Here is a 14,725-nt window from a genome sequence, read left to right on the forward strand (position 1 = left end):
TGATGTTCGTCGCGCTGGCGTATGGCTGTGTCGGGCTGCGGCGCGTCGATGGTGATCATCTGTCGTCCGTGTCGGAGCTGATGTCGGTACATTGCTTATCTGCGGCCTTTTCTGCGGTGCCGAGAGCGTGTATCTCATTTAGCTGTGGTACCTTCCGGACAGTATCTGCGTTATCCGTGTACGTGCACGCCTGGTACCGCGAGTGTGGTCCGCGGAATCCCAACGACGCTGCCGTCGGTATCGGTCGCCGGCGAACCCGCCTACGTGAGATAGGCCTCGGCGTGTACTACGAGTACCGCAGATAGCCGTCTTCGCGTGCATGGTTTCCGGTGCCCGCGCTGAATCCACCGATGCCCATCATCCCCCACCTCGTCGCCAATCATCCGGCATATGACTCCATCCGTCACCTTAACAACGAGACATCACCCGCAGCGTCACAAGGGCCACCGCCGACATCCTGTGAATCATCTAGGCCGCTCTACGATTTCACGCACACGAAGGCCGTTTTCTTTCCTGACATGGTCGTAAGGAACACGAAGGTATCTCCCCCGTCGGCGATGTGATAGCGTTTCCGCACTTGCGCCACGCTCGCGGGATAGTTTCGTACCGCGATATTCGCTTGTGTGATGCCTTGCAGCGTGTGTTTGACCGGGCCATACGCGGTGATGGCGAACGATCGTCCCGGGAACGCATCAATTGGCTTGTCGGAGACAAACAGGTGGCTGTTGCGGTCAATCTGGGTGATGCCGAAACGCTGCGTGAGCAGGTCAAAGCAGCCGGCTTTCATCAGTGATGCGTTCGGCTCGTAGAGGTATGCCAGCTGGTTTGGGGACGCTGACAGGGTGTTCTGCTGCGGTCGTTCGCGTTCGCGTTCGAGACCCCTCGCGTCGGTGGCGTCTTGGGGGTGGAAGCTGAACACGGTGTCGTCGTCCACGCAGGTGACCAGCAGTGAGGGTTGGGTTCCGTCGTTTTCGGCGGTGTGACGGGTGATGACGAGCAGCAGCTCCTTGCATTCGTTGTGTACGGAGACGATATGGATTTCCGATACCGACGCGTGCGCGGTTGAGGCGTCGAGGGCGTGATTGCAGTCTTGAGCGGCTTGATGCCAGTCCAGCATAGGGGAGAGCTTGATGATGATCGCGGGGGCGATACTGGCCAGTTTCGGCAGGATGGTCAACATGTCAGGCGTGCAATCCGCAATCGCATAGGTACGGGAGCCATGGGCGTCACGACGTGCGGGGTCTGCCATGACGAGCGTGGCGGCGGGCAGCTCGTCGAGGATTGCGTCGGCGTCGGCGTTCATGATTCTGGCGTTGCTGATGCCGAGGGCGCGCATGTTGTGCTCTGCGAGTTCGCACAGATGCTGTTGCCGCTCAATGTAGACGGCGTGATCGAATATGCGGGACATGTACGAGAAATCAACGCCGAATCCACCGGTGATATCAATCAGTGTGGTGGGGTGCGGTGCTTCCGACGAGAGACGGCGGGCGAGATCTGCTTTGTACTGCGCGGTGGACTGGGATGAGCATTGTTCCATGGCGAGGTGCGGAGGATAGATGATGTCGTCGCATGCCGCCCATTGGGGGAGTTTGGTGCGTGCGCGCTGCCAGCCTTCGATGCAGTCGAGCGCGACGGCGAGGTCGGTTCCATCTTCGGGATGCGCGTGGAGCGCGATATCGCGTACCGGCTCTGTGCGGTGGTCGGCGATGAAACGTCGTGTCTGCTCGTTGATATCCATGCCGCCATCATACGTGGGTGACGCGGTGGATTGTTGCGCAGTGTGTGGGCGGTCGGGCTGTGGGTGCCGTGTGACTTGGGATGATGCTGGAGCGCACTTCTGGATATGACGCTTGGTTTTGTGGTTGCCGGGCAGGGGGTTGATGGGCTAATCGATGATGTAGTGCGCCAGGAAAGTGGTTGCCGGACGATTGATACCGATATGGGTGGGGACGGTCGGATGCCTTGGCTCCAGGACGCGCCAGGACGCTGAGGGACCGGTTGCGTGGGCTGCCGTGTGGGCTGCCGCGGAATGAGCCGGGGATGACGGAATGGTTTATCCACCAAATGTGGATAAGTGGACAACTCGGTGGATAAGCTGTGGGCAACACCACATCTAGGGGTTGCCGTGTCGATGCGCTACTAGAGAAATCTATCGAATATCAATCGATTTTGAAATTGTGGATAACTACTTGTGCACATCGTCCACAACTGAAAATCCTTGTAAATGCACGTTTTGTGGATATCTGTGTGGATAACTCGCACGGTTTTCCACGACTTATACCCCACTTATACCCAAGTTATCCACTGCCTTGTCCACAGATGTGGAAAACTACATCGGTGTAATTCCGAAAGACGGCTGTTGCGTGCTATTGCATAGCTGTGTTGTGAGAGCGGGATTGGCGATTGGCGTCGGGATTGTGGGCGCGACCGGCAAGTGGGTCACATGGGTCGCAAGCGGGGGAGCGGACGGGCTGGGCTGCGGACTGATAGCCGGCGGGTTTGTCTTCTCCGCCGGTGCTATTCCGTCGGCGTGCGATGCCGCCGTCGCTTCGCTTACGCGATTCGCCCGATTGGCGGGACGCACAGCGCCATTGCGACGACGAGTGCGATCGTCACGACAGAACCGTATATCCATATGCGCTGGCTCATTGATCGCCCGCGCAAGGAGGGAATGCCATCCATCAGCAGCCAAGTCAGCAGCCCGCCGACCAGAAAACCGCCCACGTGCGCCTGCCATGCGACATTCGGCATAACCACAGGCAATGCGAAGTTGATGACCATGCACACCAGCATGGGCTTGAGATCGGCGCCCATCTTCCGGAATGCCAGCAGCAGTGCCGCGAACAATCCGAAAATCGCCCCGGATGCCCCATATGCCGCCATCAGCCAATTCCCGGTCACATGGCACCACAGGGTGAGGGCAGTCGCGCCGCCAAGCCCACTGATCAGATACACGGCCAGGAACCGCCAATGGCCGAACATCCGCTCCAGCACCGGCCCGACCGACCACAGCGCCATCATGTTGAAGGCTACATGCGCAATGGACGGGGAATGCAGGAACATCGAGGTCAGCCACGTCCACGGATGCTCCACGGCAGTGATGGGCATGAACATTCCCAGTCCCAGCATCGATGTGAACAGGCTGGGCGACAGGTGCTGAAGCAGAACCTCCAGAAGCCAAACGATGACGCACGCCACGCAGATCGTCGCGGTGATGACTGGCCCTCCGCCACGCCACTGAGCCGCTATGGAACGCCGATCGAGGGTAAAGCTGCCAATTCGCATGGTCCCACTGTAGCGCCCGTCGTTGCGCTGAGGGAGGGAATATGCCCTTGGTATGGGGGCTCTTGCCGCTCTTCCACTCAATCGTCACAATCGAAGCCGTAGTATGGTAACCAGAGTTGACTTGAATGGGCAGGTCACCTGGTACCTGAAAGGAGCCGTCATGGAGCAAAAGTCTTCTAACGGTTGGAAGTTCTTCGCGCTGCTGTTCGGAGCGCTGCTCGCTGCTGTTGCGGGTCTGTACATCTACAAGCAGCAGAACCCGGACTATGATCCGTGGGAGGAGCCGTGGGAGAACAGCTCCTCGCCGGTTGATCTGGGTCTGAACAAGGACGACGACGAAGCCGAAGACGAGGCGGATGACGCCGCCGAGCCCGAGCAGGCTTGATCGTCTGCCGAACGCATCGATTCGAAGTATCGAAGTATTCCGGTGTATTCGGCTTTCCAATCCATCGTTACCATCATTGATTCCGTGCGCCATGTGCGTGCGGGTGCTATGCAGGAGCGTCCCGCGTGGGGCGCCCCTGTTGTGTTATCTGGAGTTGGGTAGCGGGCGTGTCGCTTTTGCAAACGATTGCTTCCGCTTCGCTGTCCTGCGTGTGAACCGCATGAAAGTGGGCTTCAAGCATTGATTAATTCAGTAAAGACAAAGGTGATCCGGCTGCCTGCTGCGGAGCGATTGCGCATGGTTGAGGGGGTGATGTTAATATCTACCTCTGAGAACGTATGCAGAAAGGGGCGCACTGCGCTTGTTAAGCCGTGCCAATGCCGAGACCTTCAGGCATAATGGTTCTTGGAATAGGTTCCGTCAAAGGGAGTCAGATAATGACCGAAATCACTGCACCGAAGTCTTCGCTTACTTCCGGTGAGTTCACCGACGAGATTCGCGAGCAGCTCAAGTACACCCAGGGCGTGACGCCGGAGCAGGCGACCGCCGCTGACGTGTATGTGGCCACCGCTGCTGCCGTGCGCCGTCACCTCGTGGATTCCTGGATGAAGACCCAGCACGACATGGTCAACGGCGACACCAAGGCCGTTGGATACCTGAGCGCTGAGTTCCTCATGGGCAAGCAGCTTGAGAACGCGCTGCTGAACGCCGGCCTGACCGAGCAGTTCGAAGGCGCTATGAAGGAGCTGGGCTTCGACACCAAGGACGTCATCGACGCCGAGTACGAGCCTGGCCTGGGCAACGGCGGTCTTGGCCGTCTCGCCGCATGCTACATCGATTCTCTCGCTTCTATCGGCGTGCCGGCATTCGGCTACGGCATCCGTTACCAGTACGGCATTTTCAAGCAGGAATTCGACGAGAACGGCAAGCAGGTGGAGACCCCTGATTACTGGCTCGTCAACGAAGAGCCGTGGGGCCACGTTGATTACAACCGCGACCAGCGCGTGAACTTCGGCGGCGAGGTCGTCGAGGAGAACGGCAAGCGCGTGTGGAAGCCGGCTTGGGCTGTCCGCGCCGTTCCGTGCGACTATATGGTTCCGGGCTACAAGTCCGGCCGTGTGAACACGTTGCGCCTGTGGACCGCGAAGTCCTATGACGAGTTCGACCTGCTCACCTTCAACAAGAGCGATTATCTCGACGCCGTGATCCCGAAGGTCGAGGCTGAGAACATCTCCAAGATCCTCTACCCGGAGGATTCCACCCCGCAGGGCAAGAAGCTGCGCCTCGAGCAGCAGTACTTCTTCGTGTCCGCGTCCATCCACGACGCAATCCGCGTGTTCTACCCGGGCGAGAAGAACCCCGACCTGACCACGCTGCCGAACAAGATCGTGTTCCAGCTCAACGACACCCACCCGGTGATCGGCATTCCGGAGCTCATGCGCGTCCTGATCGACGAGTACGGCTACGACTGGGATACCGCTTGGTCCATCACCAACAAGACCTTCAACTACACCTGCCACACCCTGCTTCCGGAAGCTCTGGAAGTGTGGCCGGCATCCCTGATCGGCGAGCTGCTGCCGCGTCACCTTGAGATCATCAAGAAGATCAACGAGCAGTTCATGGCCGAGCTGAAGGCCAAGGGCGTTGCCGACGATCAGATCGAGCGTATGCGCATCTACACCGACGGCCAGGACGCTTCCGTCCGCATGGCGTACCTCGCCACGTACGGCGGCTCCTACGTCAACGGTGTGGCTGAGCTGCACTCCGAGCTGCTCAAGGACGTCACCCTCAAGGACTTCTCCTCCGTGTACCCGGACAAGTTCACCAACGTCACCAACGGCGTCACTCCTCGTCGCTTCATCAAGCTCGCCAACCCGCGCATGTCCGACCTCATCACCGAAGGCCTGGGCACCGACGCATGGCTGTCCGACCTCGAGCAGCTCAAGGGCCTCATCCCGCTGGCTGATGATCCGGAGTTCGTCAAGAAGTTCGCTGAGGTCAAGCAGGCCAACAAGAACGACTTCGCCGCATTCGCCAAGCGCAAGTACGGCTTCGACATCGACCCGAACACCATGTTCAACACGATGATCAAGCGTCTGCACGAGTACAAGCGTCAGGCCCTGAAGATCCTCGCGGTTATCGCCACCTACGCCGACATCAAGTCTGGCAAGGTCGATCCGGATACCCTGGTTCCGCGTACCGTGTTCTTCGGCGCGAAGGCTGCCCCGGGCTACTACCTGGCCAAGCAGACCATCCAGCTGATCAACAACGTGGCTCGCGTCATCAACAACGATCCGGCCACCAAGGGCAAGCTGCATGTCTACTTCCCGTGGAACTACAACATCGAGCTGGCTCAGAACCTCATCCCGGCCACCGACCTCGACGAGCAGATCTCGCAGGCCGGCAAGGAAGCTTCCGGCACCGGCAACATGAAGTTCGCTCTGAACGGCGCTCTGACCGTCGGCACCCTGGACGGCGCCAACGTCGAGATCCGTCAGCGCGTGGGCGCTGAGAACTTCTTCCTCTTCGGTATGACCGAGCCGGAAGTCTCCGCCATGTACGCCAAGGGCTACGACACCAAGGGTCTGTCTCGCGAGTACTACGAGAAGGATCCGCAGCTCAAGCAGGCCATCGACATGGTCGCGGACGGCACCTTCTCCGACGGTGACAAGGACACCTACAAGGACCTCGTCAACGACTGGCTGAACAAGGACTACTTCATGACGCTCGCGGACTTCCGCGCGTACATGGACATCCAGGCCGAGATTGAGGAGACCTACCGCGATCCGATGAAGTGGGCTCGTATGGCTGTGCTCAACGTGGCCAACTCCGGCTACTTCAGCTCCGATCGCTCCATCGAGGACTACCTCGAGCGCATCTGGCACACCGGCGCTCTCAAGTAAGCGTCAGTGCCGGCCGGGATGGGCGTGAACGCCTGAACCGGTAGACCAGCAGGCCAGTAGATTGGTTTAGACCGGTAGATTGGCAGGCTGGTAGGCCGATGGACCGGCAGATCAACGAGGCGGAAGCTTTGCACTGCATGTGTAATGTGCGGTGCGGGCTTCCGCCTCTTGCGTTATCGGCGAATATGTGTCCGGTGGCGGGGCGTGGTGGAGTCTGGTTGCCGGATTGGTGGATTGCTGTTCCGGTTTGCGTGCCGTCCTGTATGACGTGGCATACGTAAGTCGGCATTTCGGTCCCAGGCGGGGCCGGAACGCCTTCCATCCGTCGTGTTACGTATGCCGTGGCATACGTAACGAATCAGATTTAGCCGAAACGTGCCCGCGTCGGTCCGTGTTCTGCGGTTTGTGTATGTCCGGACATACACAAGCTGGTATTGCAGTTTCCGGATGGCGTGGGGTGTCTTTTGTCTGTTGCACGACGTATGTCGTGGCATACGCGGCTGATCGGATTTCGTTGGGACGTGGCTGCGCTGGGTCGTGTTCCGTGGTTTGCGTATGACGTGGCATACGTAAGTCGGCATCATGGTTTCCAGGCAGGGTGGGGTGTCTTCTGCCCGGCGCATAACGTATGTCCGAACATACGCGGTGCAGCACATTCGAACCGTCCATACGCCTTGTGTCACGCCATGTCGCGGCCGGTCGTGGCAAAATGGGGGGTATGCCGGTAATCAGGGAACAGGATATTGATAAAGGCCGTGACGGGCTGCAACAGTGGCGTGACAAGGCGCGGGAGCTCGCCACGCAGGATGACAGTGAGGCGGGGCGTCTGACCGTGTCTCCGAGCGATCTGCCCCGCCCGGTGTGGGCGTGGGCCGTGCGGTACTCGCTGTATCTGCTGGAGCGCAAGGCGCCGGGGGAGGGCATCGAAGTGCGCGTGGCACCGTGGGGCGCCATCAAGATCCTGGATGGGCCGGCGTCTGACCCGCATAATCTCACGCCGCCTGATGTGATTGAACTCAAGCCGGACGTGTGGCTGCGTCTGGCATGTGGCATTACTACGTGGGCCGAGGAGAAGCAGGCCGGCCGCATCAGCGCAATCGGCGAACGCGACGATCTGAGCGGCCTGCTACCGCTCGTCTGAGCGTGCGTGCGGGGTGCACTCGCAACACCGTAATGTACGACTCGTTCTACGCCGAACATTCTCGATGTCGGCATCCACTTGAATGTGGGTGAGGTGCATTTCACGAAATGGTGAGGTACACAGGATGCAAGGCGCAATGCTGTCCACGTCGGAATCGTGCCTCATGCGTCGTTCAAGCAATGGTTGACAATGAGACAACGGTGATTGATAACCGTCAAGGCGGTACTTTCGCAGACGTTGCATACACAAACTGGCTACGCTAAGAGCCTTCTTAGCGTAGCCAGTTTGTGAGGGGGAGGGGCAGCGAGAGCTATCTGACCTGGGTCAGTACTTCATGCCCATGGCCTCGCGGACCTCGTCCAGGGTCTGCTCGGCGATTTCGTTGGCGCGCTTGTTGCCGTCGTGCAGAATATCGCGAATGGCGTCCATGTCTTTGGCCAATTCGGCGCGACGTTCACGATGCGGAGCGAGGAATTCGTTGACCGACTTGGTGACATACGCCTTCAACGCGCCTGCACCGGCATCACCGATCTCTTCGGCGATATCCTTCGGATCGCGACCGGTCACCAAGCCTGCGGTGGTCAGCAGTGCGGAAACCTCCGGACGGTTCACCGGGTCGAAGGTCACCTTGCGCTCGGAATCGGTGCGGCTCTTCTTGATGAGCTTCGCGGTTTCTTCGGCGGTGGCGCCCAGCATGATCGAATTGCCATAGGACTTGCTCATCTTACGGCCGTCGAGACCGGGAATTTCTGGGGCTTCAGACAGAATCGCGTCCGGCTCAGGGAACACCGGATTCTTCTTCGCATACCGCTCGTTGAATCGACGCGCGATGGTGCGCGTGATTTCCACGTGCGGCAGGTTGTCCTTGCCGATCGGCACGACATTGGCCTTGCAGAACAGGATGTCGCATGCCTGATGCACCGGGTAGGTGAGCAGCAGACCCGTCAGCGCATGACCGGAAGCTTCCATTTCGGACTTCACGGTCGGGTTGCGGTGCAGCTCCGCCTCGGTGACCAGCGACAGGAACGGCAGCATGAGCTGGTTCTCCGCAGGAACCGCGGAATGCGTGTAAATCATGGTCTTCTTGGGATCGATGCCAGCGGCGACATAATCGAGCACTAGGTTAAGCACGTTGTCTTGGATGTGTTCGGTGGTGTCGCGGTCGGTGATCACCTGGTAGTCGGCGATGATGATATTCGTGTTCACGCCGGCGTTCTGCATATTGACGCGTTCACGAATCGAACCGAAGTAATGGCCCAAGTGCAGCCGTCCGGTCGGACGGTCGCCGGTCAGCATCGTGAACTTGCCCGGATTCTTCTTGAGCGCCTCCAGCGTTTCATCCGAACGCTTCTTCGCGGCGAGAAAACTCGCGCTCATTTCGTTGCCTACAGCAGTCACTTGCTCTTCTGCCATGACCATTCCTTTGCCTTAAAAGCCCAAGTAAAACTTGCTTTTATCGTAAAAGTCTCAGCAGACAACCATCACGTGCATAATAAGTGGTACTCTCTTATATGATGATTCAACAACTATAAGTATTGCAGGGGGTCAGATGGGCCGCGGACGTCAGAAGGCAAAACAGCAGAAAATAGCCCGTAAGCTCAAGTACCTGACTACCGATACCGACTACGATGAGCTCGCTAAGGAGCTCAATTCCCAGGAGCCGGGTACCGGTTCGTTCGATCCGTTCGCCGACGTTGAAGAGCAGTATGCGCATGAGTCGGGCGAGGGCACAAAGAGCGAGTCATCACCAGTTGATGACGATTTAGACGAATACGCGAAGTGGGCTGCGGAAGCAGCGGCGAAGGCCGCCAGCGACGAGCAGCCGGCGCAGCATACGCCGGTCAAGCCGCATAAGCCGATTCATATGCCGTTGCCGAGCGCCATGAAGCCGAAGCCGCATCCAAGCGACGAATCGGCGAAGTGAGCGCGCCGGTAGCCAGCGATAGCTTGTGTTGCGCGTAGCCGCGGGGCTGCGGCGATGCATAAGCTCAGCACTATACGAACTGACCGCGTCCGGTTGACACACCGGGCGCGGTCAGTTGTGTTGTGGACGGGACTTTGTGCCGGAATTGCCTGTCAATGGATAAACTCCCGGATTTCGTGGGAGATTATTGCGGATACGGCGTTTGGCATATAAACTCCCGCTTGAGGCTCTAAGGCTGATTTTTCAGAATCACGGAATTCCAACGTTTTGATTGGGAATTTATCGTTCGCGTTGCGAAATCATCACAAACTCCCGGACTCCGCGTGGGAGTTTATCCGCGAATCGCGGAATTCTGCATAAGCTCCCGTAATACTGGAGGCGGCGAGTCTGCGCGGCCGCGTGAGCGTAAATCCAGCGCGGGGTCCATGACGGTGCAGTAACACTCACAGCACATTCCTAGTCGAGGTGCTGAGGGGCAACGTTTTCACGCTCTCCGCCCGGCGAATCATATAACGGCCGTTGATACGGCACAGTGTACACACGTGTGCGCGTAGCCATGCGGCGATTATTGTGCCGCATAATATCCCGCTGTAATTTTCCAGAACATCGTTGATATCGCAGATACCGAGAGACAACATGTATTGCAGCGCTTCAACAAATATCAGTGCGGCAAGCACGAAGACATGTCTCCACGGTGCTTTGCATAACATTTTGGACATCATCATGCCAGCTGGGATAAAACAAAGTACGTTCAAAATCAGCGTTGGCGAAATCGGCGAGATTTCATTGGCGATTGCAGTGATATCCCAATTCATTCCCCGAACGCCAGAGCTTTTGCACATCACGGCACCAATCAGCAGCACGCCATACGCACCGGCTTGTGCCTCCCCGAAGCGTCTCGAAATGCCGATTCCGAAAATATCCAGATCTCGATAACACAATACGATGGCGCAGAGTACGACAACTGCCGTTGATGCGATGTACAGCAGCGGATTCGTTTCCAATGCCCCATGTGTCATTGTCAGAAGATACGGCCATGCCACGGCTGTGAATACCCAATACGCTATGCAGCCGCACGCCAGCGATAACAGTATCTTGACTGTTCTGGCTGCAGCGCAGCCCATAATCCCCTGCTTGTTGTTCATCATTTGCGTCCCCCAAGGGCATGGCATATGTGTTGGTTCGACATTCGTGGTTAGAACTCGCGCCCACTCTGTGATTCTTGCGAGAAACAGAGGAGGCGCGAAGAGTCATCATCGAATATTATATGAGACCTTCGGGCGATGACGAACCGGTGAGCATCATGCGAATGGACAGTGTTTCCGTGCCGACCGCCTTTTTCCCTAGGTTCCGCCTAAAGTAGCGGCTATGACTAGTCTGCTTGAACACCCCCGTGGCGCCGAACCCGGTAAGTCCGGTGATCGTAGCGCGTTCTGGTTCGAAACCATCACCCGCCTGCCGGATGCCGCGGACGGCAAAGGACGCGGCGGCGCGCGGTATGGGCGCACCGGCATCATCCACACCCCGCATGGCGATATTCATACGCCTGCCTTTGTGCCGGTCGCCACGCAAGGCGCGATGAAAGCCGTCCTGCCGGAATCCATGACACAACTGGGCGCGCAATGCTTGCTGTCCAACGCGTTCCATCTGTTCGAACGTCCGGGTGAGGACGTGCTCGACGCTGCCGGCGGGCTGGCGAAGTTCATGAACTGGGATGGCCCGACCTTCACGGATTCCGGTGGATTCCAAGTGCTGTCGTTGGGCGCGGGATTCAAGAAAACGCTGGCGATGGACGTGACCGGCATGAAATCGGATGACGTGATTGCCGAAGGCAAGGAGAGACTCGCCTTCGTGGATGAGGATGGCGTCACGTTCAAATCCCCGCTCAATGGGGCGAAGCACCGGTTCAGCGCGGAAATCAGCATGGGAATCCAACATAAGATCGGTGCCGATATCATGTTCGCCTTCGATGAGCTGACCACGCTGATGAACACGCGCGGCTACCAGGAGCGTTCGGTCGAACGCACGTTCCGGTGGGCGAAGCGTTGCGTCGCCGAGCATGAGCGGCTCACCCGGGAGCGGCTCGGCAAGCCGTACCAGGCGTTGTACGGTGTAGTGCAGGGCGCGAATTATGAGGATTTGCGCCGGCATGCGGCACAGGAGATCGCCTCGCTGGACTTCGACGGCGTCGGCATCGGCGGTGCAATCGAGAAGCGGATCATCGGCGATACGTGCGCGTGGATCTGCGATGCGATGCCGGAGAATCGGCCGCGCCACGTGCTCGGCATCGCGGCGGTGGACGATATTTTCGCATGCGTGGAAAACGGCGGCGACACGTTCGACTGCGTGGCTCCTGCCCGTTGCGGGCGCAACGGTGCCATTTTCACGCGGGATGGCAGATACAACATCAAGCGGGCTGCGAACAAGTTCGACTTTTCGCCGCTTGAGGAGGGCTGCGACTGCTATACGTGCACGCACTATTCGCGGGCGTATGTCGATCATCTGCTTCGCGCGAGGGAGTTCAACGGCTTCACGTTGGCGACGATTCACAACGAGCATTTCTTCGTGAAGTTGCTAGATGATATCCGCGCGTCGATTGATGGCGGGTATTTCGACGAGTTCCGTGACGAGACGCTGGCGCGATTCTACGCGAACGGGTCGCGTGGGTGACTGTTGGCGCGCGGGTGATTCGCAGGATTGACGAATCCGCAGACGTGCCAATCCAGAGTGGCGACACGCCGAAACTATAGGCTTGCAGACAATGGACAATCATGGTATCTTGTCTATTTGTCTGCGAGCGTGGCGGAATGGTAGACGCGCTGTCTTCAGGTGGCAGTGAGCGAATGCTCGTGAGGGTTCAACTCCCTCCGCTCGCACGAACAAAACCGGAGCTTCGGCTTCGGTTTTTTGTTTTCCGGCGTATAGGGAAAATCGTGGTGCTCTGGCTTGCGGGCACCGGGTTGAAAGTGTTGATGAGTGTATTCCGTGTTACGGTTGGTGTAGGGAAGGGGAATCTGCTGGAAAGGATTGGCCGGCATGAGTGGTTCTGAAACAAAGAACCTGCAGACTGCGCTGAAGCAGTTTGCGAGCGCGATCGATGTCCACAATCTGGAGTCGGCACTGGCGGCGGAACACGTTTCAACACATGTGTTCGACGTGCTTGGTGTGGCGAGCCGGGAAGTGCCGAACTGCAGGATGCTGGCTTGGCTTATGGATCCACACGGCCCGCATGGCCTGGGCGGTCGTGTACTGAACGGCGTGCTTGGCTATCTTCGAGCACATACCACATGCTGTATCGGCGGCGCAATCCCCGATACCCTAGACATGGCCGATTTTGCTGTCCATACCGAGGTTGATACATGTGGGGCACGCAATGAGGATGACGGGGATGGACGTATGGACATTGTCGCAGAAAATAGGATTGCGCGCATTGCGTTTATCTGGGAAGTCAAGATATTGTCAGACGAGCATGACAACCAGTTGAATCGCTACGAGGAAGCGGCCGGCAGCCTTTACCCCGGTTGGACATGCGTATTTGTGTATCTGACGAGGCGTGGAGACACTCCCGGTGACAAGGATTGGATTGCTCTTTCATGGCTGGACGTGGCAGGGATCATCGAGAAGGCACGGAATGACGCCGGCAGTCAGGTTCCGGATTATGCGGGACTTGTGATCGATGACTATGTGGCCACGGTAAGGAGACGAATTGTGGAAGAAACAGAAACAAAGAACCTTGCGTATGAAGTATACCGAGAGCATTGGGAGGCGTTGAACTTCATCGAAGGGGCTGTGAAGGATGAGCCGTGTCGCTTGCTCCGTGATGCCGGCATTCGATGGGTAAAGGACGTGGGTCTTGACCTGCTTGACAACATCAAGGAAAGCAAAAAGAAATCTATCCGGTGGAGCACTCCCGATCTCGTGGATAAATTTGGAAAGCCAACTGAAAGCGAATGGGGTACGGACTGGGCGTGGAACTGGGAGGTGATTCTTGATGGCGCTCCGCAACAGCATGCCGTTAGGCCGCGGATGGGGATTGCGTTCAAGAACACGAGTCACCGCATGCCGCAGGAGCGTTTCGACAGCGTAAAGATGTTTCTTGAGGCGTTCGGTCAGAGTCATGCGGACAGGAAAGATGACTACGTGGGCTACTGGGTGTATGGCGACGTGTTCATGCTCGGCCGTGATGACCCGGCCATATTCTCCGACTGGCTCGATCATCAGTGGTGCAAACTCCAGAAGTGCGCTACATGCGGCCTGCGCAAGCTGGTCGTGCGGTGACAGACCCAGCGGCATTGATGACGCCGGGTCTGAGGAACATGTCAGTGGTTGCCGGTATCTCGGGCGCTCTGGTTTTGGATCCGGGTGTATGAGTAAATTTGCAGGCGGTCGTTGGTAATGCTTGTATATGCGGCGAATTCCTAGGCGCATTCTGCTCAATACCCCTCCAATCCGCCGATACAAAGGTGGGACTCATTGTCGGCGAAGGCGGTGGAGTTAGACAGGCCGACGATTTGTGGCCGGTGCGGGAGAAATAGATGATGTCCCTTGGGTTGGTGTATGAAGGGGTCGCCTTTTGTGTTTGCCGTGGCGTTGTCGTCGCGGCCCCTGTTGGCCGGTATCCTACTCCTGTTCCTGGCGTGTGGTGGTGTCGAGCGCGTCGAACGCGGCCCTGGCCTGGGAGCGGGCCGCGGCGAGCTCGGCCGCGGTGGGCGTGTGCGTGTCGGGCGCGTCCCACGCGTGGGACGTGTTCTCCGGGCTCCATATGCGCCGGTCCGTGGACCATTCCTCGTCCGCTTCCATCAGGACCGCGCCGACCAGCCGTTGCAACGCGTCCCGTGACGGGAACACGCCCACCGACGAGGTACGGCGCTTGATCTCCCGGTTCTCGCGTTCCTGCACGTTGTTCGTGCGGATCCTCAGCCAGTGGTCCTTGGGGAACGCCATGTACGCGAGGCATTCATCACGCGCCGCGGCGAACGTGCGGGCGGCCCTCGGGTCCGTGGACGCCAGCTCGTCCGCCGCCAGCGTCCACGCCGCGTCCGCCGCGGCGCGCGAGCCCATCGCGAACGGCAGGCGCACGAGCGCCG

Annotated in this window: 11 protein-coding genes and 1 tRNA gene; 7 read left to right on the forward strand and 5 right to left on the reverse strand. The window is 58.5% G+C overall.

All coding sequences use genetic code 11. The annotated features are described in order from the left end of the window. Window positions 1-478 precede the first annotated feature (478 nt). Together DSM100238_RS05140 and DSM100238_RS05145 are read right to left on the reverse strand one after the other, a co-directional pair. Entirely contained in the window at window positions 479-1,738 is a 1,260-nt protein-coding gene (locus tag DSM100238_RS05140; protein ID WP_152355612.1) for a THUMP-like domain-containing protein, read from the reverse strand. Window positions 1,739-2,553: 815 nt separating this feature from the next. Then, window positions 2,554-3,285 (reverse strand): rhomboid family intramembrane serine protease, encoded by a 732-nt coding sequence (locus DSM100238_RS05145; protein WP_152355613.1) that lies wholly within the window; start codon window positions 3,283-3,285, stop codon window positions 2,554-2,556. A gap of 160 nt (window positions 3,286-3,445) precedes the next feature. Here DSM100238_RS05145 and DSM100238_RS05150 point away from each other — a divergent pair, with 160 nt between their 5' ends. The 3 genes from DSM100238_RS05150 (at window position 3,446) to DSM100238_RS05160 (ending at window position 7,714) form a co-directional block, all read left to right on the forward strand. Beyond that, window positions 3,446-3,670 (forward strand): hypothetical protein, encoded by a 225-nt coding sequence (locus DSM100238_RS05150; protein ID WP_167511047.1) that lies wholly within the window; start codon window positions 3,446-3,448, stop codon window positions 3,668-3,670. A gap of 437 nt (window positions 3,671-4,107) precedes the next feature. Next, a complete protein-coding gene (locus DSM100238_RS05155) occupies window positions 4,108-6,573 on the forward strand; it encodes a glycogen/starch/alpha-glucan phosphorylase (RefSeq protein WP_152355615.1) in 2,466 nt (821 codons plus the stop codon). A gap of 718 nt (window positions 6,574-7,291) precedes the next feature. Beyond that, a complete protein-coding gene (locus DSM100238_RS05160; protein WP_152355616.1) occupies window positions 7,292-7,714 on the forward strand; it encodes a sterol carrier family protein in 423 nt (140 codons plus the stop codon). A 324-nt stretch (window positions 7,715-8,038) separates the two neighbouring features. Here DSM100238_RS05160 and trpS read toward each other — a convergent pair whose 3' ends face one another. Further along, window positions 8,039-9,127 (reverse strand): tryptophan--tRNA ligase, encoded by a 1,089-nt coding sequence (gene trpS / locus DSM100238_RS05165; RefSeq protein ID WP_152355617.1) that lies wholly within the window; start codon window positions 9,125-9,127, stop codon window positions 8,039-8,041. A 136-nt stretch (window positions 9,128-9,263) separates the two neighbouring features. On the opposite strand from trpS, the gene DSM100238_RS05170 reads away from it, so the two are divergent. Continuing rightward, window positions 9,264-9,638: a DUF3073 domain-containing protein gene (locus DSM100238_RS05170; protein ID WP_152355618.1), complete on the forward strand. Its 375-nt coding sequence runs from the start codon at window positions 9,264-9,266 to the stop codon at window positions 9,636-9,638. A gap of 443 nt (window positions 9,639-10,081) precedes the next feature. On the opposite strand, the gene DSM100238_RS05175 is transcribed toward DSM100238_RS05170, so the two are convergent. Then, on the reverse strand, window positions 10,082-10,786 hold the full coding sequence (locus DSM100238_RS05175) for a VanZ family protein (protein ID WP_167511048.1): 705 nt from the start codon (window positions 10,784-10,786) through the stop codon (window positions 10,082-10,084). Between the two features lie 220 nt (window positions 10,787-11,006). On the opposite strand from DSM100238_RS05175, the gene tgt reads away from it, so the two are divergent. The 3 genes from tgt (at window position 11,007) to DSM100238_RS05190 (ending at window position 13,916) form a co-directional block, all read left to right on the forward strand. Next, window positions 11,007-12,308, forward strand: coding sequence for a tRNA guanosine(34) transglycosylase Tgt (tgt, locus tag DSM100238_RS05180; protein WP_152355620.1), 1,302 nt, complete (start codon window positions 11,007-11,009; stop codon window positions 12,306-12,308). 123 nt (window positions 12,309-12,431) lie between these two features. Further along, window positions 12,432-12,514: transfer RNA gene (locus DSM100238_RS05185), tRNA-Leu, on the forward strand. Between the two features lie 160 nt (window positions 12,515-12,674). Beyond that, a complete protein-coding gene (locus DSM100238_RS05190; protein ID WP_152355621.1) occupies window positions 12,675-13,916 on the forward strand; it encodes a PDDEXK-like family protein in 1,242 nt (413 codons plus the stop codon). A gap of 342 nt (window positions 13,917-14,258) precedes the next feature. Here the strand turns inward: DSM100238_RS05190 and DSM100238_RS05195 are convergent. After that, window positions 14,259-14,725 (reverse strand): transposase (locus DSM100238_RS05195; protein WP_205730691.1); only part of this gene is annotated, 467 nt, incomplete at its 5' end.

Origin of the sequence: Bifidobacterium apri (genome assembly GCF_009299485.1) — a bacterium.
GTDB classification, from domain to species: domain Bacteria; phylum Actinomycetota; class Actinomycetes; order Actinomycetales; family Bifidobacteriaceae; genus Bifidobacterium; species Bifidobacterium apri.

Excerpts from the sequence above, each read along its gene's own strand:
- DSM100238_RS05155 (WP_152355615.1), top strand. The coding sequence starts at position 4,108 with ATGACCGAAATCACTGCACCGAAGTCTTCGCTTACTTCCGGTGAGTTC.
- DSM100238_RS05175 (WP_167511048.1), bottom strand. The coding sequence starts at position 10,786 with ATGATGAACAACAAGCAGGGGATTATGGGCTGCGCTGCAGCCAGAACA.
- tgt (WP_152355620.1), top strand. The coding sequence starts at position 11,007 with ATGACTAGTCTGCTTGAACACCCCCGTGGCGCCGAACCCGGTAAGTCC.
- DSM100238_RS05150 (WP_167511047.1), top strand. The coding sequence starts at position 3,446 with ATGGAGCAAAAGTCTTCTAACGGTTGGAAGTTCTTCGCGCTGCTGTTC.
- DSM100238_RS05170 (WP_152355618.1), top strand. The coding sequence starts at position 9,264 with ATGGGCCGCGGACGTCAGAAGGCAAAACAGCAGAAAATAGCCCGTAAG.
- trpS (WP_152355617.1), bottom strand. The coding sequence starts at position 9,127 with ATGGCAGAAGAGCAAGTGACTGCTGTAGGCAACGAAATGAGCGCGAGT.
- DSM100238_RS05160 (WP_152355616.1), top strand. The coding sequence starts at position 7,292 with ATGCCGGTAATCAGGGAACAGGATATTGATAAAGGCCGTGACGGGCTG.
- DSM100238_RS05145 (WP_152355613.1), bottom strand. The coding sequence starts at position 3,285 with ATGCGAATTGGCAGCTTTACCCTCGATCGGCGTTCCATAGCGGCTCAG.
- DSM100238_RS05140 (WP_152355612.1), bottom strand. The coding sequence starts at position 1,738 with ATGGATATCAACGAGCAGACACGACGTTTCATCGCCGACCACCGCACA.
- DSM100238_RS05190 (WP_152355621.1), top strand. The coding sequence starts at position 12,675 with ATGAGTGGTTCTGAAACAAAGAACCTGCAGACTGCGCTGAAGCAGTTT.